25 protein-coding genes are annotated in these 26,037 nt (G+C 57.2%); 9 read left to right on the top strand and 16 right to left on the bottom strand.

The genetic code is table 11. The features are described from left to right. Nucleotides 1-7: 7 nt before the first annotated feature. Nucleotides 8-496, top strand: a complete 489-nt coding sequence (locus CKW20_RS24905) for a hypothetical protein (RefSeq protein ID WP_095055254.1) — start codon at nt 8-10, stop codon at nt 494-496. 128 nt (nt 497-624) lie between these two features. Here CKW20_RS24905 and CKW20_RS24900 read toward each other — a convergent pair whose 3' ends face one another. Further along, nucleotides 625-972: a hypothetical protein gene (locus CKW20_RS24900; protein ID WP_095055253.1), complete on the bottom strand. Its 348-nt coding sequence runs from the start codon at nt 970-972 to the stop codon at nt 625-627. A 134-nt stretch (nt 973-1,106) separates the two neighbouring features. Between CKW20_RS24900 and CKW20_RS24895 the strand changes: the two genes are divergently transcribed. The 5 genes from CKW20_RS24895 (at nt 1,107) to CKW20_RS24870 (ending at nt 8,014) form a co-directional block, all read left to right on the top strand. Then, a complete protein-coding gene (locus CKW20_RS24895) occupies nt 1,107-1,850 on the top strand; it encodes a protein-L-isoaspartate(D-aspartate) O-methyltransferase (protein WP_256585127.1) in 744 nt (247 codons plus the stop codon). A gap of 2 nt (nt 1,851-1,852) precedes the next feature. Further along, a complete protein-coding gene (locus CKW20_RS24890; protein WP_095055252.1) occupies nt 1,853-4,285 on the top strand; it encodes an SAM-dependent methyltransferase in 2,433 nt (810 codons plus the stop codon). Nucleotides 4,286-4,914: 629 nt separating this feature from the next. Then, nucleotides 4,915-5,292, top strand: a complete 378-nt coding sequence (locus CKW20_RS24880) for a c-type cytochrome (protein ID WP_095055251.1) — start codon at nt 4,915-4,917, stop codon at nt 5,290-5,292. 130 nt (nt 5,293-5,422) lie between these two features. Beyond that, on the top strand, nt 5,423-6,403 hold the full coding sequence (locus CKW20_RS24875) for an NAD-dependent epimerase/dehydratase family protein (protein WP_256585125.1): 981 nt from the start codon (nt 5,423-5,425) through the stop codon (nt 6,401-6,403). A gap of 180 nt (nt 6,404-6,583) precedes the next feature. After that, nucleotides 6,584-8,014: an IS1182 family transposase gene (locus CKW20_RS24870; RefSeq protein WP_095055249.1), complete on the top strand. Its 1,431-nt coding sequence runs from the start codon at nt 6,584-6,586 to the stop codon at nt 8,012-8,014. 254 nt (nt 8,015-8,268) lie between these two features. Here the strand turns inward: CKW20_RS24870 and CKW20_RS24865 are convergent, their stop codons facing one another. Both CKW20_RS24865 and CKW20_RS24860 read right to left on the bottom strand, forming a co-directional pair. After that, a complete protein-coding gene (locus CKW20_RS24865; protein WP_095055248.1) occupies nt 8,269-9,168 on the bottom strand; it encodes a DMT family transporter in 900 nt (299 codons plus the stop codon). Nucleotides 9,169-9,337: 169 nt separating this feature from the next. Further along, a complete protein-coding gene (locus tag CKW20_RS24860) occupies nt 9,338-9,796 on the bottom strand; it encodes an Lrp/AsnC family transcriptional regulator (protein WP_095055247.1) in 459 nt (152 codons plus the stop codon). Between the two features lie 268 nt (nt 9,797-10,064). Here CKW20_RS24860 and CKW20_RS24855 point away from each other — a divergent pair, with 268 nt between their 5' ends. Further along, the gene (locus CKW20_RS24855) at nt 10,065-11,453 is read left to right on the top strand and encodes an amino acid permease (RefSeq protein WP_095055246.1); all 1,389 of its coding nucleotides are present in this window, start codon (nt 10,065-10,067) and stop codon (nt 11,451-11,453) included. Between the two features lie 90 nt (nt 11,454-11,543). Here CKW20_RS24855 and CKW20_RS24850 read toward each other — a convergent pair whose 3' ends face one another. The 8 genes from CKW20_RS24850 to CKW20_RS24815 all read right to left on the bottom strand — a co-directional run bounded on the left by CKW20_RS24850 (nt 11,544) and on the right by CKW20_RS24815 (nt 20,883). Beyond that, the gene (locus CKW20_RS24850) at nt 11,544-12,968 is read right to left on the bottom strand and encodes an aldehyde dehydrogenase family protein (RefSeq protein WP_095055245.1); all 1,425 of its coding nucleotides are present in this window, start codon (nt 12,966-12,968) and stop codon (nt 11,544-11,546) included. Between the two features lie 12 nt (nt 12,969-12,980). After that, a complete protein-coding gene (locus CKW20_RS24845; protein ID WP_095055244.1) occupies nt 12,981-14,021 on the bottom strand; it encodes a homoserine dehydrogenase in 1,041 nt (346 codons plus the stop codon). A 115-nt stretch (nt 14,022-14,136) separates the two neighbouring features. After that, complete coding sequence (locus CKW20_RS24840; protein ID WP_095055243.1) at nt 14,137-14,574, bottom strand: Lrp/AsnC family transcriptional regulator; 438 nt, start codon at nt 14,572-14,574, stop codon at nt 14,137-14,139. Beyond that, nucleotides 14,571-15,959 (bottom strand): threonine synthase, encoded by a 1,389-nt coding sequence (gene thrC, locus CKW20_RS24835; RefSeq protein ID WP_095055242.1) that lies wholly within the window; start codon nt 15,957-15,959, stop codon nt 14,571-14,573. Before thrC ends, CKW20_RS24840 begins: the two co-directional genes overlap by 4 nt. Before the next feature lie 18 nt (nt 15,960-15,977). After that, on the bottom strand, nt 15,978-16,868 hold the full coding sequence (locus CKW20_RS24830; RefSeq protein ID WP_095055241.1) for a LysR substrate-binding domain-containing protein: 891 nt from the start codon (nt 16,866-16,868) through the stop codon (nt 15,978-15,980). Nucleotides 16,869-16,919: 51 nt separating this feature from the next. After that, on the bottom strand, nt 16,920-18,356 hold the full coding sequence (locus tag CKW20_RS24825; protein WP_095055240.1) for an amino acid permease: 1,437 nt from the start codon (nt 18,354-18,356) through the stop codon (nt 16,920-16,922). 136 nt (nt 18,357-18,492) lie between these two features. Then, nucleotides 18,493-19,761 carry a cystathionine gamma-synthase family protein gene (locus tag CKW20_RS24820; RefSeq protein ID WP_095055281.1) on the bottom strand — a complete coding sequence of 423 codons (1,269 nt, stop codon included), beginning with the start codon at nt 19,759-19,761 and terminating at the stop codon, nt 18,493-18,495. Between the two features lie 216 nt (nt 19,762-19,977). Beyond that, nucleotides 19,978-20,883, bottom strand: a complete 906-nt coding sequence (locus tag CKW20_RS24815) for a LysR family transcriptional regulator (RefSeq protein WP_095055239.1) — start codon at nt 20,881-20,883, stop codon at nt 19,978-19,980. 115 nt (nt 20,884-20,998) lie between these two features. On the opposite strand from CKW20_RS24815, the gene CKW20_RS24810 reads away from it, so the two are divergent. Then, the gene (locus tag CKW20_RS24810) at nt 20,999-21,841 is read left to right on the top strand and encodes a type 1 glutamine amidotransferase domain-containing protein (RefSeq protein ID WP_095055238.1); all 843 of its coding nucleotides are present in this window, start codon (nt 20,999-21,001) and stop codon (nt 21,839-21,841) included. Between the two features lie 76 nt (nt 21,842-21,917). Further along, nucleotides 21,918-22,250 carry a hypothetical protein gene (locus tag CKW20_RS29405; protein WP_141228983.1) on the top strand — a complete coding sequence of 111 codons (333 nt, stop codon included), beginning with the start codon at nt 21,918-21,920 and terminating at the stop codon, nt 22,248-22,250. On the opposite strand, the gene ctlX is transcribed toward CKW20_RS29405, so the two are convergent. The 5 genes from ctlX to CKW20_RS24785 form a co-directional block, all read right to left on the bottom strand. After that, a complete protein-coding gene (ctlX, locus tag CKW20_RS24805; RefSeq protein WP_095055237.1) occupies nt 22,136-23,065 on the bottom strand; it encodes a citrulline utilization hydrolase CtlX in 930 nt (309 codons plus the stop codon). The genes CKW20_RS29405 and ctlX overlap by 115 nt on opposite strands. Nucleotides 23,066-23,238: 173 nt before the next feature. Next, nucleotides 23,239-23,718, bottom strand: a complete 480-nt coding sequence (locus CKW20_RS24800; protein ID WP_095055236.1) for an Lrp/AsnC family transcriptional regulator — start codon at nt 23,716-23,718, stop codon at nt 23,239-23,241. A 12-nt stretch (nt 23,719-23,730) separates the two neighbouring features. Further along, nucleotides 23,731-24,492 carry an ABC transporter ATP-binding protein gene (locus tag CKW20_RS24795; RefSeq protein WP_095055235.1) on the bottom strand — a complete coding sequence of 254 codons (762 nt, stop codon included), beginning with the start codon at nt 24,490-24,492 and terminating at the stop codon, nt 23,731-23,733. Nucleotides 24,493-24,548: 56 nt separating this feature from the next. Continuing rightward, entirely contained in the window at nt 24,549-25,259 is a 711-nt protein-coding gene (locus CKW20_RS24790; protein WP_095055234.1) for an ABC transporter permease, read from the bottom strand. Then, nucleotides 25,256-25,981, bottom strand: coding sequence for an ABC transporter permease (locus CKW20_RS24785; RefSeq protein WP_095055233.1), 726 nt, complete (start codon nt 25,979-25,981; stop codon nt 25,256-25,258). Before CKW20_RS24785 ends, CKW20_RS24790 begins: the two co-directional genes overlap by 4 nt. Nucleotides 25,982-26,037 lie beyond the last annotated feature (56 nt).

Below are 26,037 nucleotides of genomic sequence, written 5' to 3'. Positions count from 1 at the left end.
CACGACAATGAGTGGCCAAAAAAGTACTGCCCAGGTCTGGGTTGCTGATTCGCAGGTGCTTGCCGGTATCGCCAATCCGCAAACCGCAATCACCATTGCTATCGATACCTCATATGTACTGGGCACTGGTGGCGGGAACATTTCCACCGGTGTGTACATGTTCGACAATCGTCTGAGCAATGACAGCAGCGGCGAAGGAACGCTGGAACTGCGCACCCACTGCAACATCGGGGACTACATCGGCTTCGAGGTGGTACCGATCGATCAGAACGCTGGCGACACGGTGTCCATCACCGGCTTCCAAATTTCCCAGGGCAGCGTGTTCGGCAGCGATGGCTACCCGATGCAAGTCGGTGCCACTGGTAACTATTGGGTGGGCCTGGCTCGCAACGCATCGTCTCAGACTACCTACCAGATCCAGGTCAAGGTGACCTCTGGAGGACTTCGGCCATCGACACGTTTCATCCAATGGGACCCCTACATTGGTACGAACTGACTAGCTGAACCAGCGGAAGGAGCGTGGCTCCTTCCGTCCCCCTTCCCAACCAATACGAATCGTCCAGGCTCTGCGCTTTAGTTTGGCCATCTGTGACTTACTTCGCCCTGCCCAAGCAATGTTTCGACCTACATCAGCACGGTCAACCAGGCCGACACCAGCAGCAAAAAAGCCAGTGCATGGTTCATGCGTTTGAACGCCTGTGGCGAACCAAAAACCCGAGCACTCCCCACGCCAAGCAACGCCCACAGGGTCATGCACGGCAAGGAGACCAACAGAAACCGCAGCAGTGTTTCGCCCACGCCGAGCCCGACTGCAAAGACAATCAGCGCTGCCGCCACGCATGCGCCAAAAATGACAGGCAGCGTGGCACCCAGCCCCAGCCGCGAACTGTGGCTCAACACCAAAATATTGGTCGGCCCTGGGGTAATCGAGGCAACGAACGCAAACAACAGGAAAGGCAGCAACGATTCCATGGTTCACCCCCTTAAGGCGCATCGATATTTTCTCAGGCAGTCGCCGCAGCCTGGTTTGGTCGCCGGCACCCCAGGCTTGCCGAGCCAGCCCGCCGGCCATACGATTCGACTATTCCTCAGGCGGAGGAGTCATTGTGAAGCCGGTGATGCTCCTGATGCGCATCCTGGCGCCTGCCATCGCTCTGGCGCTGGCATCCGCCGGCCTGCATGCCGACGACCCGTTCGCGCCGTTGCGCGACGCCATGGTGCGAGAGATCGCCAACTTGTCGTCCGCCACCCGCACCGAAACCGGCAGGGTCGAGTTTGCCGCGCCGGTGATGGCCGCCATGGCCAAGGTGCCACGCCATAAGTTCGTACCACCCGACGAGGTGCCCTACGCCTATGAGAACCGCCCGCTGCCGATCGGCTACGGCCAGACCATCTCCCAGCCCTACATCGTCGCCCTGATGACCGACCTGACGCAGGTCGGGCCCGGCGACGTGGTACTCGAGATCGGCACTGGCTCGGGCTATCAGGCGGCGATCCTCGCCGAGCTGGCGCAGGCGGTCTACACGATGGAGATCATCGAGCCGCTCGCAGTGCAGGCCGGGGAGCGCCTGGGCCGACTGGGATATGCGAAGGTGCAGGCCCGACTGGGCGATGGCTACCACGGCTGGCCTGAGCACGGGCCTTACGACGCCATCCTCGTCACTGCCGCCGCCAGCCATGTACCGCCGCCATTGATCGCCCAGCTCAAGGCCGGCGGCCGGATGGTAATCCCGGTCGGCGCGCCGTTCATGATTCAGTACCTGCTGCTGATCGAGAAGGCTGGCGACGGCAGTGTGTCCACCCGGCAGGTGCTGCCTGTGCGCTTCGTGCCACTGGTCGAAGGCGGTTGAGCATGCATTCGCCGCCATTGCTCGCCCTGGCGCTGCTGTCTGCCTCCGCAATCGGCTATGAGGTGCTGCTGCTGCGACTGCTTTCGATCATCCAGTGGCACCATTTCGCCTACATGATGATCAGCGTCGCGCTGCTCGGCTACGGCGCTGCCGGCACCGCCGTGGCGCTGGCGCGGCCTGTGCTGGCGCCGCGCTTCCACGGCGTGTTCATCGGCGGCGCGGTGCTGTTCGGGCTGAGCGCCATCGCCTGCTTCAGCCTGGCCCAGCAGGTTCCATTCAATCCCCTCGAGATCCTCTGGGACGCGCGGCAGTCGGCGCGCCTGCTGATGATCTATCTGCTGCTGTTCGTGCCGTTCTTCTGCGCGGCGGTGTGCATCTGCCTGACCTTCACCTGCTATCAGGAACAGATTCATCGGATCTACGCCTTCGACATTCTCGGAGCTGGCGTGGGCAGCCTGGTGATCATCGCCGCGCTCTTCGCCCTGACGCCCGTCGATGCGCTGCGGCTGCTGGGCGGCACCGGCATCGCCGCCGGGGCGCTGGCCGGCATGGTTTACACGGGGCATAGGCACTGGCTCGTGCCGTTGCTGCTGGCGGCGGCGGTCGCGGTGCCGGCCGGCGTGCCCGCACGCTGGATCGCCCTGTCGCCCTCCGAGTACAAGGAACTGAGCCAGACGCTGCGTATCAAGGATGCGCGCGCAATCGCCCAGACCTGGAGTCCGCTGGGCCTGCTCACGGTCGTCGACAGCCCGACCATTCCCCTGCGCCATGCGCCGGGCCTAAGCCTCAACGCGACGCAGGAACCGCCCGCACAACTGGCCATTTTCACCGACGGCGACGGCCTTTCCGTGCTGAACCGCTATGACGGGCGCCGCGAGCCGCTCGCCTACCTGGACTACCTGACCTCGGCTCTGCCCTATCACCTGCTGCGCCAACCCCGCGTGCTGGTGCTGGGCAGCGGCGCCGGCGCCGATGTGCTGCAGGCGATCTACCACGGCGCCAGCGCGGTGGATGCCATCGAACTGAACCCGCAGGTGATCGATCTGGTCCAGCACCGCTTCGCCGACTTCTCCGGCAAGCCGTACAGCGCGCCCAACGTCCGTGTGCTGATCGGCGAGGCGCGCGGCCTGGTGGCTTCGCGCGAAGAGCCTTACGACCTGATCCAGATCGCCCTCCTGGACTCCTTCGGCACTGCCTCGGGCGGCCTGCATGCGCTGTCCGAGAACTACCTGTACACGGTGGATGCCTTCGCCGAGTACCTGCACCATCTCGCGCCCGGCGGCCTGTTGGCTATCACCCGCTGGGTCACCCTGCCGCCCCGCGATATTCCCAGGCTCCTGGCCACCGCAGCCGCGGCCATCGAGCGCGACGGGCAGGCCAGCGCGGCGCGCCGCATCGCCATGATCCGCGGCTGGAAGACCGCGACGCTGCTGGTCAGCAACAGGGATTTCGACGACGCCGGCATCGCCGTGCTGCGGGAGTTCTGCCGGGCGCGCTCCTTCGACCTGGCCTACTACCCTGGGATGACCGTGGCCGAAGCGAACCGCTACAACCTGCTCGACCGGCCCTGGTTCTTCGAAGCGGCGCAGGCCCTGCTGTCCGGCGAGCGCGCGGAGTTCCTGGCACGCTACAAGTTCGACGTGCGTCCGACCATGGATGACCGGCCGTATTTCTTCCACTTCTTCAAGTGGCGCTCGCTGCCGGAACTGCTGGCGCTGAAGGAGCAGGGCGGCCTGTCAATGCTGGAGTGGGGCTATCCGGTGCTGATCGCCACGCTGATACAGGCCAGCGTGGCCGCCGTGCTGTTGATCCTGGCGCCGCTATGGGTGGCGCGGCGGCGCCAGCGGCGCTCTCGGAATGCGGCTTTGGCCAGGTTCGAACTTCGGGTCGTGGCCTACTTCGCCGCCATCGGCTTCGCCTTCATGTTCGTGGAAATCGCCTTCATCCAGAAGTTCACCCTTTTCCTCAGCCACCCGTTGTATTCGGTGGCGGTAACGCTCAGCGCGTTCCTGATCTTCGCTGGCCTCGGCAGCCATTACTCCGGCCGGCAGCCGGGGGACATTGGAACGGGTGTAGGGCCCCGTCATCCGCTCGCGCGGCCAGTCCTGGCGATCTGCGCGATCGCCCTGCTCTACCTGATCGCCCTGCCCCCGTTGTTCCAGCTGCTGGCGCCGGTGCAGACCCTCGCTAGGTTTGGCATCTGCGCCGCGCTGGTAGCGCCGCTGGCGTTCGCCATGGGCATGCCGTTTCCGCTCGGACTCGAGCGCGTCTCCGCGCGCGCCGAAGCACTGGTGCCGATCGCTTGGGGCGTTAACGCCAGCGTATCGGTGGTGGCGGCCGTGCTGGCGACCCTGCTGGCGATCCACCTGGGCTTCACCGTGGTATTGCTGATGGCGTTGCTGCTATATCTCGCGGCGGCGGTCGTGTTTCCCTGATCGCGGCGGTTCGGAGCGAAACGTCAACAGACCCTGGTGAGACGAATGGCCTGTTGGAACGCCGCTTGCCGCAGTTCACACGTCTCGCTGTGTCGATCAGCGAGGGTGACGCCTTTCCTGCTTCGAAGCTAAACATTTGAAAATGTGGACGTGGGCGTCATGCCAAAGATGAGAGGTTCCGTGCCGCAAGCAATTGGTTTTGGCCGACGCAGTCGAGTCGTCAGAGGTGGCTTTCATCCCATAAGCTGCCGGTGGTGACCGGCAGAAAACGGCCGATTCTGTTGAAAACAGTCGATCCGCCCAAACTGCCTGATCATTGACCGGTGAAAACGCCTTTTTTGCACGCTGCTACGTGAAATCTGAGTCCGGAAGCCTCTGCCCAAAGTAAAGATTTCAATCTCAGACGCGTACTTTTCCGCTGAGCAAACCATGGCCGACTTTTTCAACAGAATCGGCCGATTTCTGCCTGTCACGAGGGCAGAAATCGGCCAAGAGCGGTCACCGGGATGCGCCGGGAAAACGAGTTGAGCATCAGAAATGACTGTGAGTGCCAACGCGATGGCTGATATCTTTCCCGCGCTCCAAATCGCCTCCAATCGACGCTGATCCCATCAAGGAAGATAAAAACAATGAAAATATTATTCATCGCTTCGCTAGGAATTTTATCGCTGACTCAAACATCACTATCCTTCGCGGATAATGCTAATGGAAAAAATCTCTATCTACAGCGATGCAGCATGTGCCACGGAATGGATCTCAAAGCAACAGGACCACTGGCCAATAAAAGCAATCCTCCTACACCTGATCTAACAACATCCACTTTCAAAAAACGATTAAATGATTATCCGGGCGTGATTGTATCTTCGATAATACTTCGCCCAAATGGAGACTTGATTCCAAGAACCTTGCGTGAGAATGGTGTAAAGCTATCGCCGCACTCATGGAGCATTAAAGATCTGCGCGATTTGAATCAATACATGGGTGGTGTGATTTCACAAAACCGATGAGCTTTAAAGTGCCTGGTCCTGTGCTGTCACCTTCGATTGGCCGGACGCCAGCGCTTGACTCTGTCCCTTGGGGCAACCCGTACCCTGCCTTGTCCATTTCAGTTTCCGCCGTCAGCGGATAAGGCAATCCATGAAGACGCTATCGATGGTCACAGGTGCCAACGGGCATCTGGGCAACACCCTGGTCCGGGCACTGCTCGCCCGAGGGCAACAAGTGCGCGCCGGGGTCCGTGACCCGGACCGAAGAGCAGCCCTGAACGGGCTCGACTGCCAGGTGGTACGCGCCGAACTGCAGGACCCTGACTCACTGCGCCAGGCCCTGCAGGGGGTGGACGTGCTGTACCAGGTAGCGGCAGTGTTCAAGCACTGGGCGAGGAATCCACAGGCCGAGATCGTCGACGTCAACGTACAAGGTACGCGTAATGTGCTGCGGGCCGCCGCAGAGGCCGGGGTCCGGCGCGTAGTCTATGTCAGCTCCGTGGCAGCGGTGGGACACAACGGCCAGCGCCTGGATGAAAACAGCTGGAACACCGATCAGGACAACCCGTACTACCGCTCGAAAATCCTCTCTGAACGCGCTGCCTGGGAAACCGCCAAGGCCTGTGAGCTGCCGATGGTCGCGGTGTTGCCCTCGGCAATCATCGGCCCTCATGCCACTCGGCTGACCGACACGATGGGATTTCTTGCCGCCGTGCTGGCGCGCAAGCTGGTGCTGGACCCGAACTTTCATTTCAACTTTGTCGATGTGCGCGACGTGGCCGACGGTCTGATCCGCGCCTCTGAAAAAGGCCGGCCCGGCCAGCGCTACATACTGGCCAATCAGCGGGCTTCATCACTGGCTGAGGTGATCGAGGCGCTCAACACGTTATGCCCCAGCTATCGTCTGCCACGCCGCGCACCAAAAGCCTTGCTGTTGCTGATCGCCTGGCTGCAGGAACAGCGGGCACGGTACACCGGTCAGCCAGCCGAGCTGCTGCTCAGCCAGGTGCAGATGTTATATGGGGTGCGCCAGGTCTACTGCATCGACAAGGCCATCAATGAACTGGGCTACCAGCCGCGCTCGCCGCAGAACGCCCTCAAGCAGGCGTTTGCGTACCTGTTGGCGCGCTGATACCGGGCCCAGCGCCACCGTCTTGGCAGGAAAAAGCGCACAGATTTTTTCCATCCATGGATCGGCCACTCCTGGCCAATTTCTACAGGTCTTTACCGGCAGCTCAGGGTCCAGAGTGTGTAAAAACGCCTTCGCGAACCCTTGCTATGATTTCTGAGGATTTCATCGCAGGGATCGCCCATGAAGCGCTTTATCCAAGGTGAACATCGAGGCCAAGGCACCTTACTTCCCGAGAGCCTCGACGACTACGTCAGCGATACCAATCCGGTGCGTGTAGTCGACGTCTTCGTCGACGAACTCGACCTGGTCAATCTGGGTTTTGAAGGTGCCATTCCAGCCGATACTGGCCGGCCGGCTTACCACCCCGCGATCCTGCTGAAGATCTACATCTACGGCTATCTCAACCGCATTCAGTCGAGCCGACGTTTGGAGCGAGAAGCTCAACGCAACGTCGAACTGATGTGGTTGACCGGGCGTTTAATGCCCGATTTCAAGACCATCGCCAACTTCCGAAAAGACAACAGCAAGGCCATCCGAGGTGTCTGTCGCCAGTTCGTTGTGCTGTGTCAGCAGTTGGGACTGTTTGGAGAAAATCTGGTCGCCATTGATGGCAGTAAATTCAAAGCAGTCAACAACCGCGACCGCAATTTCACCAGCGCCAAACTGAAGCGGCGCATGGAAGAAATTGAATCGAGTATCAACCGTTACCTGGCGGCACTCGATGCTGCCGATCGGCAAGAACCCACAGCTTCCGAGCCCAGTGCCGTGCGGCTGGAAGAGAAAATCGCCAAGCTCAAAACTCAAATGAAGGAGCTTCAAGCGATCGAAATCCAGCTCAATGAATCGCCGGATAAACAGGTCTCACTGACCGATCCAGACGCCCGTTCCATGATGACGCGCGGCACAGGAATCGTCGGCTACAACGTGCAGACAGCGGTCGATACTCAGCACCATTTGATCGTTGCACATGAGGTGACCAACGTCGGTTCCGACCGCGATCAACTCAGTTCAATGGCCAAGCAGGCCCGCGAGGCAATAGCGTCAGAAACGTTGTCGGTGGTGGCGGACCGAGGTTATTTCAAAAGCGAACAAATCCTGGCTTGTCACGATGCCGGCATCACCGCCTATGTGCCCAAACCGATGACCTCTGGAGCCAAGGCTGACGGGCGTTTCAATAACGATGCCTTCGTCTATGACGCGGCAAAAAACGAATACATTTGCCCGGCTGGAGAGGCGCTGATCTGGCACTACTCCTACGTTGAAAAAGGCCTGAAGTTGCACCGTTACTGGAGTTCGAAATGCCAGGGCTGCGCGTTGAAATTGCAGTGCACACCGAGCACGGAACGACGAGTTCGACGCTGGGAGCATGAAGACGTATTGGAGGAGATGCAGCTTCGGCTGAGCAAAGCACCAGAGATGATGCGAGTCCGAAAACGGACTGTTGAGCATCCCTTCGGGACGCTCAAACAATGGATGGGTGCAACGCACTTCCTGACGCGAAAGCTGGCCGGGGTGAGCGCGGAGATGAGCTTGAATGTGCTCGCCTACAACTTGAAACGGGTCATGAAAATCATCGGTACCCATCACTTGATGAAGGCGCTAACGGCCTAAAACCGGCCTGTTTTTACGTCTCCCGATGATCTGGCGCGTTGCTGGGGCGGTTTAGCTCGTCAGGAAGGGACATCGTGCCTTGATCAGGCTACAAAGCCGGACAGCCACTCAGCCTTGAAAATCGAAACGGGATCTACCGTTTTTACACACTCTGGGTCGTTTGCAGCCCTCCGCGACAGGCTGTAAACGACTGATTCTATTGAAAAAGTCCGAGCGGATTGACTCAATATGACAGCAAAGGCCCCGTCAATCGCTCACTCAGTCGTCGGGGCCGGGGCTTTACTGCCCAAGCGGATCAGCTCATTGGAGAAACACAGCCCGACGATGATCAGTGCCGCCCCCGCGAACAGGCTTTCGCGCGGTACTTCATGGAGCACCACAAACGCCAGCAGCGCGGCGAACAGCGGCTCGGTCAGTTCCAGCGCCTGCACTTGGGATGGCTTGAGATATTCGATGGCCTTGGTGGTGCAAAAGAAGCCGAGGATGGTCGGCAGCGCGGCCAGCGCCAGCAGTGCGGCGATCGCCAATGGCGACAGCTCGCCGATCACGAAACCATCGGCCGCAGCCGGCATCAGCAGGTACAGACTGCCAAAAAATAGCAATTGCCGGGTGAGGTGCAGCCCCCCGGAAACGCCCATCTGCTTCATGGCAACCGAAAAGGCCCCATAACCGCAGCCGGCCACGGAGGCAAGCGCAGCGCCTTGCAGGGTAAAGCCCTGTTGCAAATCGGCGCCAAAGATCACCGCGATCCCGGCGATGGCCAGTGCGGCGCCCACGGTCGCGTTCGCGGTGATGGCATCCTTGAGGAAAATGCGCCCCAGGATGATCGAGGAAATCGAGGCACTGGCCATCAGCACCACCACTACACCTGCCGCAGCGTAATGCCGATAGGCGGACGTTTCGAAGTGAAAAAGCACGAAGATGCCAAGGAAGGCGCAGATTGCCGCCTGAGTCCATTTGGCCGTAGACGCCGGGCGCTTGAGGAAAAGCAATAGGATCGAAAGTAGCATGCAACCCAGCAGGGTCTTGATGACGGCCACACTGCTGGCAGTGAAGCCATTACTCATGAGTACTTTGCTAAGCACACCGATCGTCGCGTTCAGTGCCGCGGCGGAGAGGGCAAACATGACGCCTTTGCTGAAACTGGATTGCATTGATGACGGTCCCTGTCGTTGCTTTGTCGTTAGATAGAATGTCGGCCCTGCAAACGTAAACTCGCTGGGCTTCCCGGTCAGGCTGACCCTCTCATTAAGTCCCGCTCAGGATTTCTTGGCGGGGCTTTTTATAATGCTTGACCGTCCTGAAAGGGGCAAGTCCAGGCACTTACAGTGGCAAGGTATTGCAGTGCTTGATCTCCTTGAGCGAAAACCCGGTGTACATTTCCTTGATATTGCCGAGCGTACGTATGCGATGCATGGCGAGTTCATGGAATGCCTCCATGTCTTTGACGACTACCTGCAAGAGGTAGTCGTATTTCCCCGACACTTTGTGACAGGCAATGATGTTGGGCAGCGCCAGAACGCCGGCTTCGAAATGCTCCATGGCGTCCTCGGAGTGACTATCGAGGGTGACGCTGATGAAAGCAAAAAGTCCCAGCCCCATGGTCTTTGGGTTCAAGTGCGCGTGATACCCAACAATCACCTCCTCTTCCAGGCGCTTCAGTCGCTTCCAGCAGGCTGGCGCTGACAGGCAGACACGAGCGGCGATCTCGGCGTTCGTCAGGCGACCATTCATTTGCAGAATTTCCAGAATTGAACGATCAACCTTATCCATTTCCGCCATGTGTTCTCTCCCTTTAACAATGAGTACGCGGTAGGGCGATTGGCCCCATCCCGCAGGTCCTTGATCAAGCATCCATTTCTAGAGACGACAAATATTAGAAAGGAAATTACATAAAGAACACATTTTGGATAATTAACGTCTGAAAAATCATTAAATACAGATCCGTTTCGAAAGCTAATTTTCAAGGCGCTGAAATACAATTTCTTGTCATTTCCGACACCCAAGCCACTGGCTCTGACAATAAAAACAAGTAACAACGGAGGCAATATTGAGCATTTTCAGAACAAAAGACCTGGACGCAATGATGGCTGCTGCCCGAGCTCCTGCCGGGTTGAAAAAAGTGCTGGGGCCGATGGATCTGGTCCTGATTGGTATCGGTGCAATCGTGGGGACGGGCATCTTTGTATTGACCGGAACCGGCGCATTGACTGCGGGACCGGCCCTCACGGTGTCATTCCTGTTAGCGGCGTTGGCCTGTGCATTTGCAGCGCTCTGTTATGCCGAGTTCGCCTCATCTGTACCGGTAGCAGGCTCGATTTACACCTACAGCTACGCGACGCTGGGAGAGTTGGTGGCCTGGATGATCGGCTGGGATCTGATGCTCGAATACGGACTGGCCAGTTCGGCTGTGTCTGTTGGATGGTCGGGTTACTTCCAGTCCCTGCTGAGCGGATTTGGGCTGAATCTTCCGGTTGTGCTTACGGCGGCTCCAGGCTCTTTGCCCGGTGTGGAAACCTGGTTCAACCTACCCGCGCTGGTGATTATGCTGGCAATTACCTGGATGCTTTCCATGGGCATCAAAGAATCCGCGCGCGTAAACAACGTAATGGTGATCATCAAGATCGCCGTGGTGCTGCTCTTCATCGCCGTTGGTGCGCGACATGTTCAGCCGGCTAACTGGCAACCTTTCGCTCCCTTCGGTGGCCAAGGTATTTTGAATGCTTCGGCCTTGGTTTTTTTTGCTTTTATTGGTTTCGATGCGGTTTCCTCTGCCGCCGAAGAAGTGAAAAAACCGGCGCGTGACCTCCCCATCGGCATTATCGGTTCCTTGGCCGTTTGTGCGGTGTTGTACGTTGCCGTTTCAATGATCATGACCGGCATCGTGCCCTATGCCCAATTCCTTGGCGTTGATCATCCGGTCTCATTGGCGTTGCAATATGCCGGTGAAAGCTGGGTTGCCGGGTTCGTTGATTTAGGCGCAATCGTCGGTATGACGACGGTCATTCTGGTTATGGCGTACGGTCAAACCAGGATCATCTACGCGATGTCGCGCGACGGACTGCTTCCACAGCGCCTTTCCAGGGTTCATCCACGATTCGGCACACCATTTTTCGCCACCTGGATGGTCGGAATAGTCTTCGGGCTGATCTCGGCACTGATTCCGCTGAACGTCCTCGCCGAGCTGATCAATATCGGTACGTTGGCCGCATTCAGTCTGATCTCGGTGGCAGTGATCGTATTGCGCAAGACCCGACCCGATCTCCCTCGCGCATTCAGATGCCCGGGCGTGCCCGTTGTTCCGTTGCTCGCCATCGCGTTCTGCGTAACCTTGATGACCTTCCTCAAGCAGACGACCTGGCTGGTATTTGGGGCATGGTTGGCAATTGGCCTGGTGATCTACTTCGCCTATGCGAGGCGCCGCTCGTTGTTGCATTAATCCGGCATTTCGTCAGGTCTCTTTGGGGTGTCAATCGACCTCTCAGGTGCGAAACTGCATTCCAGTTGCGCACCTGATTGCATTCGCCTGTCAATCCTCATCCAACTCGCTGATGCAAACCACTTTAGGCTGCGTCATGTCCTCATACGCAAATCGAACACCTTCGCGCCCCAGACTTCCGTACTTGAAACCTCCGAAAGGCATGGCATCGAAACGATAATCGGAAGAGTCATTGATCATCACGCCACCCGCCTCGATCTGACGCGCCAGTTTTAAAGCCTTGGCGATATCACGTGTGAATAGACCTGCATGCAAGCTGTACTCTGTTGCGTTAGCCAGAGCAACAGCATCATCGAGATGGTCAAAAGGCTCCAGGATAACCACCGGCGCGAAGACCTCCTGCTGCCAAATCGTACTGCTATGCCTCACGTGCTCAAGCACGGTCGGCGCATAACTTCCCCCTTGGCGATGGTGTCCACACAGAAGAACGGCACCCTCGGCCAGCGCATCATTTACCAATTGTTCGGTACGACGCGCCGCCTGTTCCGTGATCATCGGGCCTACATCTGTTGCTCGCTGGTCAGGATCGCCCACCACCAATGCACGCGTCTGGCTGACAAAACGCTCACGGAAGTCCTCATAAATTGAACGATGAACAAGGATGCGCTGCGTGCCGATGCAATTCTGCCCTGCGGCCCAAAAGGCACCAGACACACAGGACTCCACGGTCGGTTCAATATCACAATCTTCAAGCACGAGAACCGGGGCATTTCCTCCGAGATCCATTGCCAACTTTTTCAACCCAGCACTACGAGCAATGGCCTCTCCCGTGGCAAAGCCACCCGTAAAGGAAATCATCCGAACTTCGCGAACCTCTACCAATGCTTTACCCAAGTCGACGCCACCTGTAGCCGGGGTAATCACCGAGGGTGGAAGACCCGCTTTCACCAGGCACTCAACGAGCTTGAGAGCAGACAACGGCGCGAGTTCCGAGGGTTTCAAAATCACTGCATTGCCACCGGCGATTGCCGGGCCGAGTTTATGGGCGACCAGATTCAGCGGATCGTTGTAGGGAGTGATCGCGACGATAAGCCCCAACGGTTCGCGCGTGAACCAACCTTGACGCGACTCCGATCCTTCATAAGCCCCAAATGGAATCACTTCCCCGGCGTTACGACGCGCCTCTTCCGCCGATAGTTTCAACGTGTTCACGCAACGCTTCACTTCCTTTTCTGCTTGTCGCAGTGTTTTTCCCGCCTCTGCAACGATCAGTCTGGCAAATGCTTCGGACTCAAGCTCCACACACCGGGCGGCGTCCTCAAGAATGCGCGCACGCAAATGACGAGGCATTGCCGCCCCCTCGCGCACGCCGATTCGCGCGCGTTCCAGCAAGCCAGGAACGGCGGCAGCATCGAGGCAAGGGACGCTCCCTACCAGGTGACCATCGAATGGACTGAACACATCAATCTGTTTGGCTTCAACAAGCTGGATACTGGCTCTGCTGGATACGCTCATGACAATCTCCTGTTATTTGCCGTGGGCGGTGTGGATGGCGACGATGTCCGACAGCAATGCGAAGGCCGTCTCGATACGCCCTGCCCCAGGCCCGGACACCGTGACAGCGCCTAGCAGTCCGGTATTGAATGACACTGCATTCGTGGCGCCGACAATACCTGCCAGAGGATGCGAGTTCGGCAGCAGCCGGGCCTCCACGCTCGCTCGAACCGAGCCATCTGCCTCACGATCGGCTGAGCCAATCAGTTTCCAGCTCGCGCCATTGGCACTTGCCTGGGCAATATCTTGCGCGCTGATATTGCTGATACCCGAACACATCACATCGCTGACATTCAGATGTGCATCGAGCAGTTCGTTGGCCAGGATGACCACCTTGAGACGCACGTCAAACCCTTCCACATCGGCGGTTGGATCTGCCTCGGCGTAGCCGAGCTGTTGCGCTTGTACGACGGCATCATTGAACTTCAGGCCGTCTTTCATTTGGGTGAGCACGTAGTTGGAAGTACCGTTCAGGATGCCTTCGAAGCCTTGTACGTTGGCACCCGCCAAGGCCTGCCTGGCCAGACGAATCACCGGGGTGCCGCTCATCACCGCTCCCTCGTATTCGAAAGCCACCTGGTTGCGACGGGCCAACGCCTTGAGCTCGGCACCGTGCAACGCAATGGGGCCCTTATTGGTGGTCACTACATGAATGCCACTTTCCAATGCCCAGCGGCAGAAGGTAGTGGCGGGCTCGCCATCCACCGGATTGGTGAAAGTGGCCTCAGCGATGATGTCTGCACCGCAATGCTTGATCACGGTTTCGTTGAAGGCCTCAGCATGACCACCGGGCAGTTGAGCGAACACGCCTTTCTCAACGGGCAGCGCGACCAACTGCTTTGCATCCAGACCGTCTTTAGCAACGATGGAGCCGAGGAACAGATCGGTGACACCGACGATTTTGATAGTGAAGCCCAGGGACTCTTTCCATTCGGCATTACGATCGGCGACCAATTGGGCGAAACCACGGTTCACGCCACCAAACCCAACCAAGGCGATTTTGTACTCAGTCATAAAAGCTGTTCCTTTATTGATGTTGTTCGACAGGAACATCCTAAGAGCCGGGCTTGGGCAGTTGAATATGGCAAAACGCTGTATTAGTTGGGCGTTTTGCCCAAGCTCGATGTATTCAAAACACAGCAGAAAGAACGAACGAGGTCACGGTGTTTTCCACCCCGGGCATGGCCGCGATTTCCTTCCAGACGAGATGGACACGTTCAGGTGTGGCGGCATTCACGCGCAGCATCAAATCGAACTCACCACTGAGCACTTCACATTGCACGACTTCAGGAATGGAGCGCAGCGCAGCCAGTACTTCTTCGCCACGCATGCGGTCGTAGCGGTAGACAAAGATCACCGCGCTGATAAGCGACGCAGGCCGCCGCGACTCACCGAGAAGTACCGTATAGCCCTGAATCGCACCGTCGCGCTCAAGACGTTCGATGCGCTGGCGCACAGCATTGCGCGACAAGTTGATCTTGGCGCCCAGTTCGATATGGGCTATTCGCGCATTGGCGGTCAGTTCGGCCAGTATGCGTTCGTCCAGCGGATCCAGAATGCGCTTCATGCAAACCTCTGCTGCGCCAGACGAAGAACCTGACACAGACCGCCCAGATCGTCCCTGGCCAGGTAGGGTGGTTGCGCGCGCACCTCGACTGTACCCGGAACGCTTGCTTGCCAGACGCCCAGCTCAGCCAACAGCGCCGCCGACTTGGCCGGCGCAATTTGCCCGAAAGTGACCATCGGTGCGCCCAGGCTGCGTCGATGAAGCCTGCCGGCCAGTACACCGACAGCGGTGTGGGGGTCGATGGCCGAGCCTGTTTCCCGGAACAGCTCGACCACCTCATCACGCACCTGAGATTCATCTACGGCATAGGAATCGAAGAGTACCCGAGCACGCAGCCATTGTTGGTTGCCGATGCTCATTTCCCCGTAACGTTCAAAATGCTCCATCAGCCCTTTTGTCGAGCAGCCATCGTGCTCGTAAATCTCCCAGATAAACCGCTCCAGGTTGGAAAACAATGAGAAATCCATCGCCGGCGACACTGTTCGATCAGTCATCCGGGTGGAGTAGCGATTGCAATGAAAAAACTGGTGCAGGGCATCATTGCTGTTGGTGGAAATGATCACTTGGTTGATCGGTAACCCCATTTTCTGCGCAATGTAACCGGCGTAGATCTCGGCCGAGCTGGCAGCTGGAACGCTGAAGCCCACGGGACGCGAGCCACCGCCCAGTTGCAAGGCCGCATGGAAGTAAAAAACAATCTGGGCCAGGACGCCGATCCAATTGGTCGAGTTGAAACAGACCGGCATCACGCCGTCCAACGGCCACTCACGCAAGAGTCGGGAGACCAGTGTCTGGCAATCATCGAAATTTCCATCAACCGCAATCAGCAGAACCCGCTGCGGGTCGGCTGCCTGCAAGGCACTGAGTTGCTCAGGCGCAAGCCCGTCGCGCGGATACAGTATCGCCAGGCGAGCGGCCGGGCAGTCAGCAAAGGCTTCAAGCGCCGCGAGGCCCGTATCACCGTTAGTTGCACCGACCACCCATGCTTGTTTCCCGACCTCCTTCAGAAAATGCTTGACCAAGCGCGCTTGCAATTGCGCGGCGAAATCTTTGGAAGAACGGGTCGGGCCATGAAACAGCTGGAGTATCCACTCGTTATGCCCGATCTGCTCAAGCGGCGTAATAGCGCGATGCTTGAATTGTTGATAGCTATCGCTGAGCAAGTCACGCAGGGTGCTTTCGTCCATGGACGAGCCAACAAAGGGCGAAATTATCCGCCATACCAACTCATCAAACGGCAGCCATGACCAACTGGTAATTTGTTTCTCAGTGAATACTGGCAAACGGGTCGGAACATACAGACCTCCATTTTCGGCGAGCCCCGACAAAACCACACTGCGAAAATCCGCCCGCGTGTCACCGCCGCGTGTACTTACATAATCCATGACCACCCCCAATCGGTATTACAGAAGGCGGTGGGCTTGGGCCACCAGCCAAGTAGAAAAATTTGCGGCATCAGGCGATAGCGCTTCGGCCTGTTCGTGCACCAGATAAAAGGATTCGCTGGCCTCGATTCGGTGATTGAATGGCGCAACCAATTGCCCACTCTTGAGCAAATCCTCGACCACGGAAGATCGTGCCAGCGCAACGCCCTGCCCCAGTTCGGCCATGCGGATCGTGGAGATCAGCGTGTCAAACTGAAGGCCACGGGAATAGTCGACGTCGTCTGCTCCAACTCGCTTCAACCAGTAACCCCAACCTTCTTCGTAACCCAACACGTGAAGTAGAGAATGGTTCATCAAGTCGCGAGGCTCATATATGGGTGAGCTGGCCATGAGCGTTGGGGAGCAAACAGGCTGGAGGATGTCCCAAGTCAATCGCTGAGCGTGCAAGCCCGACCACTCACCGCATCCCCAGCGAATCTCCAGGTCGTCCTCGCCGTCTGGTTCTTTCACCCAAATATTGCTGATATACCGAATATCGATCTGCGGATACTCCCGACAAAAATCTGCGAGCCGGGGTGCCAACCAATAGTGAAGAAAGGAAAGGCTGCCACGCACTTTCAAATGTCTTCGATTGCGCTGGCCGAAAATCTCGTTTGTGCCGACTGCAAGTCGACTGATCGCGTCTTGTACGACAGGCAGGTACGACTGCCCTTCCTCGGTCAAGCCAAGCCCTCGAGGCAAGCGTTTGAACAGCGCTACACCGAGGTGACTTTCCAACTGACGGATCTGCTGACTCACAGCCCCTTGAGTCAAATGGAGTTCTTCTGCCGCGTGGGTAAAGTTCAAATAACGCGCCGATACTTCGAATGCCCTCAACCAGTTCAAGGGTGGTAGTGACTTTTGACTCATCGGCGCAACCTCATCAGGACTTTATCTATGCTTAATCATTGCCTGAGAAATTCACGCGGTGCCAGAGGAATGAACAGCTGCGGCTAAAGCCAACCGCTCTGCTCTCTTGTTTCGAGTGATCCAGTAAATGAAATAACACCACGCGATAAAGGGAAGGCCGAAGTAAAGCGCCACGCGCTGCTCAGGATCAAAAGCGATACCCACACAAGCCAGCAGACAACACAACAGTGCACCGATAGGCACCCACGGATAGCCACGCACACGGAAATGCAGGTCTTCAACTCGTCCGCCATTAGCGACGTATTGACGACGGAACGCGATCTGGCTTGCAGCGATGCTCATCCACACGACTACCACCGCCAGACCGGAAATGGACACCAAGGCTAAATAAACCGTATCAGGGGCAAGCACACTGCTGAGCAGAGAAGCCACTGCACCCGCCATGCTGAGAACGATGGCATTCACCGGTACACCCCGACTGGAAAGCTTGGCGTAGCGCTTAGGCATATGTCCTTGATCGCTCAATGTCCACAACATGCGCGACGCTGCATACAGGCCCGAATTAGCGGCGGAAATCAGCGCGGTGAGAATGACGAAGTTCATAATGTCGGCAGAGTATGGGATGCCAATCAACTCAAACACCATGACGAAGGGACTTTCTACGAGCCCCGCTTGCTCTCGTGGCAGTAACGTCGCCAGGACGAAAATCGTCCCCACGAAGAACAGCGCCAAACGTACCACTGTCGTGCGAATTGCCTTGGGAACGCTAGTTTGTGGATCTTGCGCTTCCCCTGCCGCAATCCCGATGAGCTCGGTTCCGGAAAATGCGAAGGAAACAGCCAGGAGGGTCATTGCAATGGGTAAGAACCCTGTGGGGAAAAGCCCTTCACGGGTGAAGTTGGAAAGTCCGGTACCCTGCAAATTCTGTACTTGAAAAAGACCGAAAATTGCCGCTCCGCCGATCACAATGAACGTGATAACGGTCAGAACCTTAATCAGCGAAAGCCAAAATTCAGTCTCCGCAAACAGCCGAACAGAGACAACATTGCTTGAGAAGACTGCAATGGCAAACAGCGCACTCCAAATCCAGACCGGTGTATCAGGAAACCACCGCACCATCAGTATGCCCGCCGCTGTAAATTCTGAACCGATGGCGACGGCCCAAGTGAGCCAGTAAAGCCAAGCCACGGTATAGCCTGTGCCTGGGCCAAGGTATCGCGTTGCGTAGCTACTGAAAGATCCGGTTTCTGGCATCTGTACAGCCAACTCACCGAGACAGACCATGACTAAATACACCATCACTGCACCGATGATGTAAGCGATCACGGCACCGAGGGGCCCTGCCTGATTAACCGTGTAACCGGAGGTCAGGAATAACCCCGTACCGATAACACCGCCCAGTGCCAACATAACGATGTGGCGAGTTTGCATTTCCTTTTTGAAACGCGAATTAGGGTCGGGCTGATTATTTTCCATCTGTGTGGTCATAGTTGTATTCTCATGAAATGTTCGGACAAACGCCTTGTAACTGGCTGTTGGGCAGTACAATTTTTTTGTCGCTGGATTTTATTATTTTCATTCTTCATGAAGGGCTTAAGATGAGCGTTTAAAGTCCTGTCGGTGTTTAGGCTCCTACCTCATTGAAACGTTGGGCACTGTCAGCGTGAAGGCTTGCATCACCTTGTTTACTTCGCACTAAAGCGAAGGCTTGTTTTAGATCAGTCAATAAATCTGCTGAATCTTCAATACCTACGGATACTCGAACCAAACCTTCGGAAATTCCAAGTGCCTGACGTTCTTCCAAGGTGTTTTCCACGTGACTGGTTGTCCGAGCCGGCCCATAAATGGTCTCGACTGCTCCCAAATTACCCGCCCGATGCGCATATCTGAGCAGAGGTAGCAAACGGGTCACTGTGTCCATGCCTCCTTTCAGCACGAAGCTGACGATGGCTCCGAATCCGTTCATTTGCGAACGAGCGATGTCATGGCCAGGATGTTGAGGCAACCCCGGATAGTTCACAGACTCGACGAGAGGTTCGGTACAGAGGTACTCGGCCAAAAGTTGCGCGCTCGCCTGTTGCTGGCGAAGACGCAGAGCCAGAGTCTTGATGCCTCGGATGATTAGATACGCCGAAAAAGGATCCAGCGAGGCTCCATTTATTTCGCGGTAATGGCGAACTTGAGACATCAAATACTCGGCTCCGCAAACCACACCGCCGAGTACATCACCATGACCGGACAGGAATTTGGTCGCGCTATGCACAACCACATCAACGCCTAAAGCGAGCGGATTCTGATTCAGAGGCGTCGCGAATGTATTGTCCGCAACAACCAAAGCGCCCACTCGCTTCGCGGCTGCCACAAGGCGCCGAATATCAACGATTTTCAGCGTTGGATTCGTGGGTGTTTCCAGGTACAGGACGCTGCAGCCTTTAGCAATCTCCTGCTCAAGAACCACAGTGTCGAGCGTATCGCAAAGGGTTACCTCCACGCCCATGCGTGGAAGAAACTCTTCAAAAATTTTGTTCGTACCACCGTAGCTGTCACGTGTAGATATCACCCGCTGTCCATAGGAAAGGAAGGTGTGTAGTACACCGCTGATTGCAGCCATTCCGGTACTGAAAGCTACAGCCGACTCTGCGTTTTCGAGCTCACAAAGTTTATCTTCCAAGACAGAGACAGTGGGATTGCTCATCCGGCTGTAAATGAAGCCGGGCTCCTTTCCCAATGCCACGTCATACCACTTATCGATATCGTCGTAGCCATAGGCGGCACTGACCACAATGGGCGTCTGGGTCGCATTGTAGGGATGTTGAACTTGCTCTCCTCCCCATACGACTCGAGTCCCCATCCCAACCTCTGAAGCCTGGATGGCGCGTTTCTTATTTTCCATAACAATGTCTCGCATCAAGGGAAACACAACCGTGTTCCAAGTGGGCTTGGGAAGACTATAAGGAAGGCTCATGTTTGTGAAAAATCATGATATCCGGGAGTAAGGGGTGCTTTTTTTAATGGCTGGATGCGGCTTACAGAGCTGAGAAGTGCTCACCAACATGCAGCTGCGAGATATCACGAGTTTGGGTCCTCATCCCGATAGTCTTGCTCGATACTAGGCTCGAGTGTTATCCAGGATGAACTCGATCAGCGCCCGGGATGCGGCTGATAATTGCCGGTGAGGCGGGTAAATAATCGAGAATGGCCGACTGCGCCCGCTCAACTGCGGAAGTATTTCCACCAATTGCCCGCGCCGCATTCTGTCCCGGATAACGAAGTCATATGTCTGGCAGATGCCCAGACCGCTTTCGGCCAACGAAACGATGCCGAGAACATCATCCAAAACCTGCACATTGGCTTGCGGCAACCATTCGATATTTTTTTGATCAAGGCAGAACAACCACGGCCCGATCTTGCCGCTGCTGGGCATGATGAACGGCAGGCAAACATGTTCGCCTAACATCTCAAGCGTCGTAGGGACGCCGGCGCGTGCCAGGTATTGGGGAGACGCGACCAGGCAGAGTCGTGCATCTTCCAGCTTGCGCCCCACCAGACCACTCTCCGGCAACTGCCCCAGGCGAATCGCCAGATCGTAGCCTTCGGCGACCAGGTCGACATTGCGATTGGTGATGCTCAGCTCCACCCGCACAGCTGGGTATTGCCGGGCAAAGGCACTGACCAGCGGCGGCAGACGATAATGCCCGTAAGTCGTCGGCACGCTCATCCGAACGCGCCCGCTCAACTCGCCTTCCTGGCCGAGAATACTGCGCTCCACCTCTTCGATCTGCGCAAACGCAGAACGAGTCTGTTCCAGATACAACTTTCCGGCGTCGGTCAGGCTGAGCCTGCGGGTAGTGCGTCGCAATAATTGCACGCCAAGACGCGATTCAAGCCTGGTCAACGCACGACTAAGCACCGAAGGTGTGGTCGCCAAGGCGACGGCAGCAGCACTAACGGTGCCCTGCTCAACTACGCGAATAAAAGCTTCCACATCGCCAAGATGGTCAAATCTACGAGGCATTATTGCTTTCCAAGTCCAAATGAATTCCATTGGCGGTAGTTTATCGCCATAACACACATCAATAGAGTATCCAGGCAGGGGCGGCAAGTGTTCGCCCAACTACTTTGGACGTGACATGAAAACATTGACCCGTATTGCATTGGCCGCAACCCTCGCCAGCACTAGCCTGGCGGCCAGCGCGGACAACGTGCTTGTAGTGCTTTCCGACTCGGCGAAACTCGATTTGAAGGACGGTAAGGTCTTTGCGACCGGGTTTTACCTGAACGAGCTTTTGCAACCGGTGAAGCTGCTGCTCGACGCCGGTCATAACGTCACCTTTGCGACACCGAACGGAAACGTGCCGACGGTGGACAAGACATCCATCGACAAAATGTACTTCAACAACGATGAAGCAGCGCTTCAGACCTATAAGGACTTGCTCGATCAACTGAAACTGACCCAACCAGAACAGTCGCCAGTCATTAGCCTTTCCCGGGTGGAACAGATCGGTTACGCGCACTTCGATGCGGTCTACATTCCCGGCGGCCATGCCCCCATGCAGGATCTGCTCCACAGCCGTCCGCTGGGTCGCTTGCTGGCGGATTTCCATGCACAAGGCAAGACCACCGCACTCGTCTGCCATGGTCCGATCGCCCTGTTGTCGACCTTGCCTGACGCCGAAAATTTTACCCGCCAACTCCAGACCGCGAAACCGGTGAACGGCAGCGCCGACTGGATCTATGCGGGCTACAAGATGACCGTTATCAGCAACAAGGAAGAGGAAGAAGCCAAAGGTCTGCTCAACGGTGGCGCCATGAAGTTCTACCCGCAAACCGCGCTGGAAAAAGCCGGTGGGGTGTACCGCAGCAACGCTTCGAACTGGACGCCTAATGTGGTCATCGATCGCGAGTTGATCACGGGCCAGAATCCGACCTCGGCCATAGAGGTCGGCAAGGCATTGCTTGCTCGACTGAATTAACACGTCTGCCGCACCGCGTGATTCCCTGGTCCCGGCTGTTGCCGGGTATTTGGAGCACTGCAATGAAAACTCGCACTTGCCTGGGTTGATTAATAACGGCATCGGTATCAACGGCATCGACAGCAACACGCGCTACTGGACGGTGACAACCGACGACTCGCTGTTTGCCATCGAAACGGCAAAACTCACAGACAGCAGTGGCAATCCTCTCTGGGAGCGCGCCTTCGACAACAAACAGGCGCTATGGACCAAGGAGCAGATCATCAGCCGTTGCAGGACGGACGATCATCGCATTCATTCCTTGGTGGATGAATGCTTGGGCAGGAACACCTCGGCCAGCATGCAGCGCGCGCTGCCGCCACCGATGCGCTCGATGGTGTCGATGTTCACCGGCAACGGCGTGGTGTGAGCTTCGATCAAGCGACGCTGATCGGCGTCCAGGGAATGCCAGGCTGTGCGCGACATCACCAGCAGCGGCTCGCCCGCTGCGCTGTGCACTTGCAGCATGTTTCCGGCAAAGGACTCCAGCTGCACCCAGTTCAAGGCGATGACTTGTTTGCCGCTGGTTTCGAGCCGTTCAAGCAGCGCCGCACGTTCGCCCGATTGGGGTACGGACTCCAGGCAAACCACCGCAAGGCGGGTGCCGACACTCATCATCACGTTGGTGTGATAAATCGCCACGCCTTGGCGGTCCACCGCATGGAAGGCGCACAGCTCATAACCTAGATGACTGACCAACTGATCCAGGACCTGGGTATGGGTGCGCGTGGAATACCCGGCGTAGCAAATCCGCTGTTGCCGATCCAGCACCATGCTGCCGGTGCCCTCCAGGAAAACCTCCTGCTCTTCGAGGCTGGACAGGTCCAGCACCTGCTCGACCCGGTATTCGCCCAACAACTCGTCGAGTACACCTTTGTCCCGCTCCAGACGCCGGTTGTGGCCCTGCATCGGATACAGGACCAAGGTGCCATCCGGGTGGCTGCTCCACCAGTTGTTGGGGAAGATCGAGTCCGGGGTATGCGGCGCTTCGCGATCGTTATGCACCAGCACTTCAACGCCATGCCGACGCAACGCGGCGACATAGCCATCGAACTCGGCAAGGGCCTTGAATTGTACGTCCTCAGCAACGGTTGCCGGACGCTGGAAGCGATTGTTCGCCGCCGTGTCCTGATTGAAGGAGAAACGTGTCGGGCGAATCATTAAAACGGTATTGGTGGTTTGCATGGGCACAGACTCAATGAGGGGGCGAGAGAGGCTCATTGTCTGTTTCGAGGTGGAAAAAACCCGGTTGATAACGACTTTTGTGCGGATGAAAACGGCTGAAGATTGCTGCTTGCCCAGCCGATTCGGCGCGGCTGAAAAACAAAAAATCGCTGCTTTTGGCAGCGATTCTTGTCTTACTCCATCGTGGTCTTGACCATCGCCAGCTCCGGGTGGCTGACCAGTTTGTCGATGTGCAATTCCGGGTCGTCAAACCAGACTTCGGTCAACACCCGGTAATGCTCCATGTCACGGCAACGCATGCGCAGGCTGTAGTCGAAAGCGCCACTGATCAGGCGACACTCCAGCACTTGCGGGCAGGCACGGACCGTTGCTTCGAAGGCCTTTTGCGCCGAGCGTCCGCTCTGGTTCGACAACGCCACCAGCACCAGCAATGACAAGCCCGGCGTCAGCTTCTTCTCATCGAGAATCGCGCCATAGCCGCGAATGACGCCGAGCTGCTCGAGTTTGCGCACCCGCTCCAGGCATGGTCTGGGCGTCAAATGCACGCGTTCGGACAACTTTTGATAGGTGATGCGCCCTTCGTGGCGCAACACTTCAATGATCGCCTGATCGATACGATCAAGCACGATCGACAGATCGCGGATATCCGCCATGTACGTCTTGCCTCACTTCAAACGACCCGATAGGAATTGCTGTAAACGTTCACTGTTTGGCCGGTCGAGAATTGTGGCATTACCCTGCTCCTCGACCCGTCCCTGATGCAAGAACAACACTTGGCTGGAGACCTGCCGGGCAAACCCCATTTCGTGGGTCACCATCAACATGGTCCGGCCTTCTTCGGCCAGTGCCTGAATGACCTTCAGCACTTCACCTACCAATTCCGGGTCGAGCGCCGAGGTTGGCTCGTCGAACAACAGAATCTCCGGTTCCACTGCCAGGGCACGCGCGATCGCTACCCGTTGTTGCTGCCCGCCCGACAGAAACGCCGGGTACTGATCGGCCACCCGTTGCGGCAAGCCGACCTTGTCCAGATACGCCCGTGCGCTCTCTTCGGCGGCCTTGCGACTCATGCCCAAGACTCGACACGGCGCCAGCACGATGTTCTCCAGTACGGTCAGGTGACTCCACAGGTTGAAATGCTGGAACACCATCGCCAGTCGCGTGCGCAAGCGCTGCAACTGCTTTGGATTGGCAACGCGCATGCCACCAACGCCTTGACGGGTTAGGATTCGTTCTCCATCCAGAGCAATGGCGCCTTCGTCCGCCCGCTCCAGAAAGTTGATGCAGCGCAGCATGGTGCTTTTGCCCGAACCGCTGGCACCGATCATGCTCACCACGTCCCCTGCCCTCGCGTTTAACGAGACGCCCTTGAGTACTTCGTTGTCACCAAAACGTTTATACAGATTTTCAACCGTGAGTTTGTACATGCGAATACTCCTGGAGCGGCACACTTATCGGTGCCGCTCTGGATAAAGAATGGAAGTCAGTGGGCCGGGCCCAGAAAGCTCAGCCAGCGTTTCTCAGCCAGGCGGAACGCACCGACCAGCCCGAACGACAGCACGAGGTACAGCAGACCGGCAATACCGAAGGCCTGAAAGGTCATGAACGTCGCGGCATTGGCGTCCCGGGCGATTTTCAGGATGTCCGGAATCGTTGCGGTGAACGCCACCGAAGTCGCGTGCAACATCAGGATCACTTCGTTGCTGTAGTACGGCAGCGCGCGGCGCAGCGCCGAAGGCAGGATCAGTTGCAGATACAGGCGCCAGCCACTGAGGCCATAGGCATGTGCCGCTTCGATTTCACCGTAGGGAATGCTGCGGATCGCTCCGGCGAAAATTTCCACGGTGTAGGCGCAGGTATTTAGGGTGAACGCCAGCAAGGTGCAATTCATTGCGTCACGGAAAAACGCTTCGAGCAATGGCTGCGAACGGACCACTGCAATGCCGTAGATCCCGCTGTAGCAAATCAGCAACTGGATATACAACGGCGTGCCGCGAAAGATGTAGGTAAACAGCTGAACCGGCCAACGCAAAACGCCCCAGCGCGAGACGCGCAAGATCGCCAGGGGCAACGACAGGAAAAAGCCCATGGCGATACTCGCCACCAGCAACCACAGGGTCATTGCCAACCCGGTGAGGGTCTCGCCGTCGCTGAACAGAAAGGGTTTCCAGTATTCGGTAATCAACTCGATCATCGCGCCATCCCCCGCACACCCTGGTTATAGCGGCGTTCCAGCACCCGCAAGACATAGTTCGAAGCGCTGGTGATCAGCAGGTACAGCGCTGCCGCCAGCAGCAGAAAATCAAGCATATTGAACGTGCTTTTGCCGGCCTCCTGCGCGACTTTGACCAGGTCCGACAAACCGATGATCGATACCAGCGCCGTGGCCTTGAGCAGCACCAGCCAGTTGTTGCCAAGGCTCGGCAAGGCAAAACGCATCATTTGCGGGAACACCACGAAACGAAAACGCTGCCAACGGTTCAGGCCAAAGCACGCCGCGGCTTCCTGCTGCTCGCGTGGCACACTCAGAATCGCCCCGCGAAAGGTCTCGGTAAAATACGCCCCGTAGATAAAACCAAGGGTGAGGATGCCGGCCACGAATGGATCGATTTCCATGTAGGGCCAGCCCATGGACTCAGTCAGGGCGCTGAGCCAGCCTTGCAGGCTGTAGAAAATCAGCAGCATCAACACCAGGTCGGGCACGCCACGGATCAGCGTCGTGTAAAAGGTCGCCGGGAGATTCAACAGCTTCAGCGGCGACAGCTTGGCCGCCGCGCCGAGCAGCCCCAGCGCCATGCTCACCAAAAGCGCGAGCGCCGACAGTTTGAGGGTGACCCAGGTGCCGTGCAGCAACAAAGGGCCATAGCCTTGCAGGGCCGAAAGATCGAGCCCCAGAATATTCAGGAAGGAGTTCACGCCAGTCACCTGTCTTGATGCGCCCCGGTCGCTGCGACACAGCGACCGGGGCGCGA

This window comes from Pseudomonas sp. Irchel s3b2, from assembly GCF_900187445.1.
Taxonomy (GTDB): domain Bacteria; phylum Pseudomonadota; class Gammaproteobacteria; order Pseudomonadales; family Pseudomonadaceae; genus Aquipseudomonas.
This window is presented reverse-complemented; position numbering and strand designations above follow the sequence as displayed.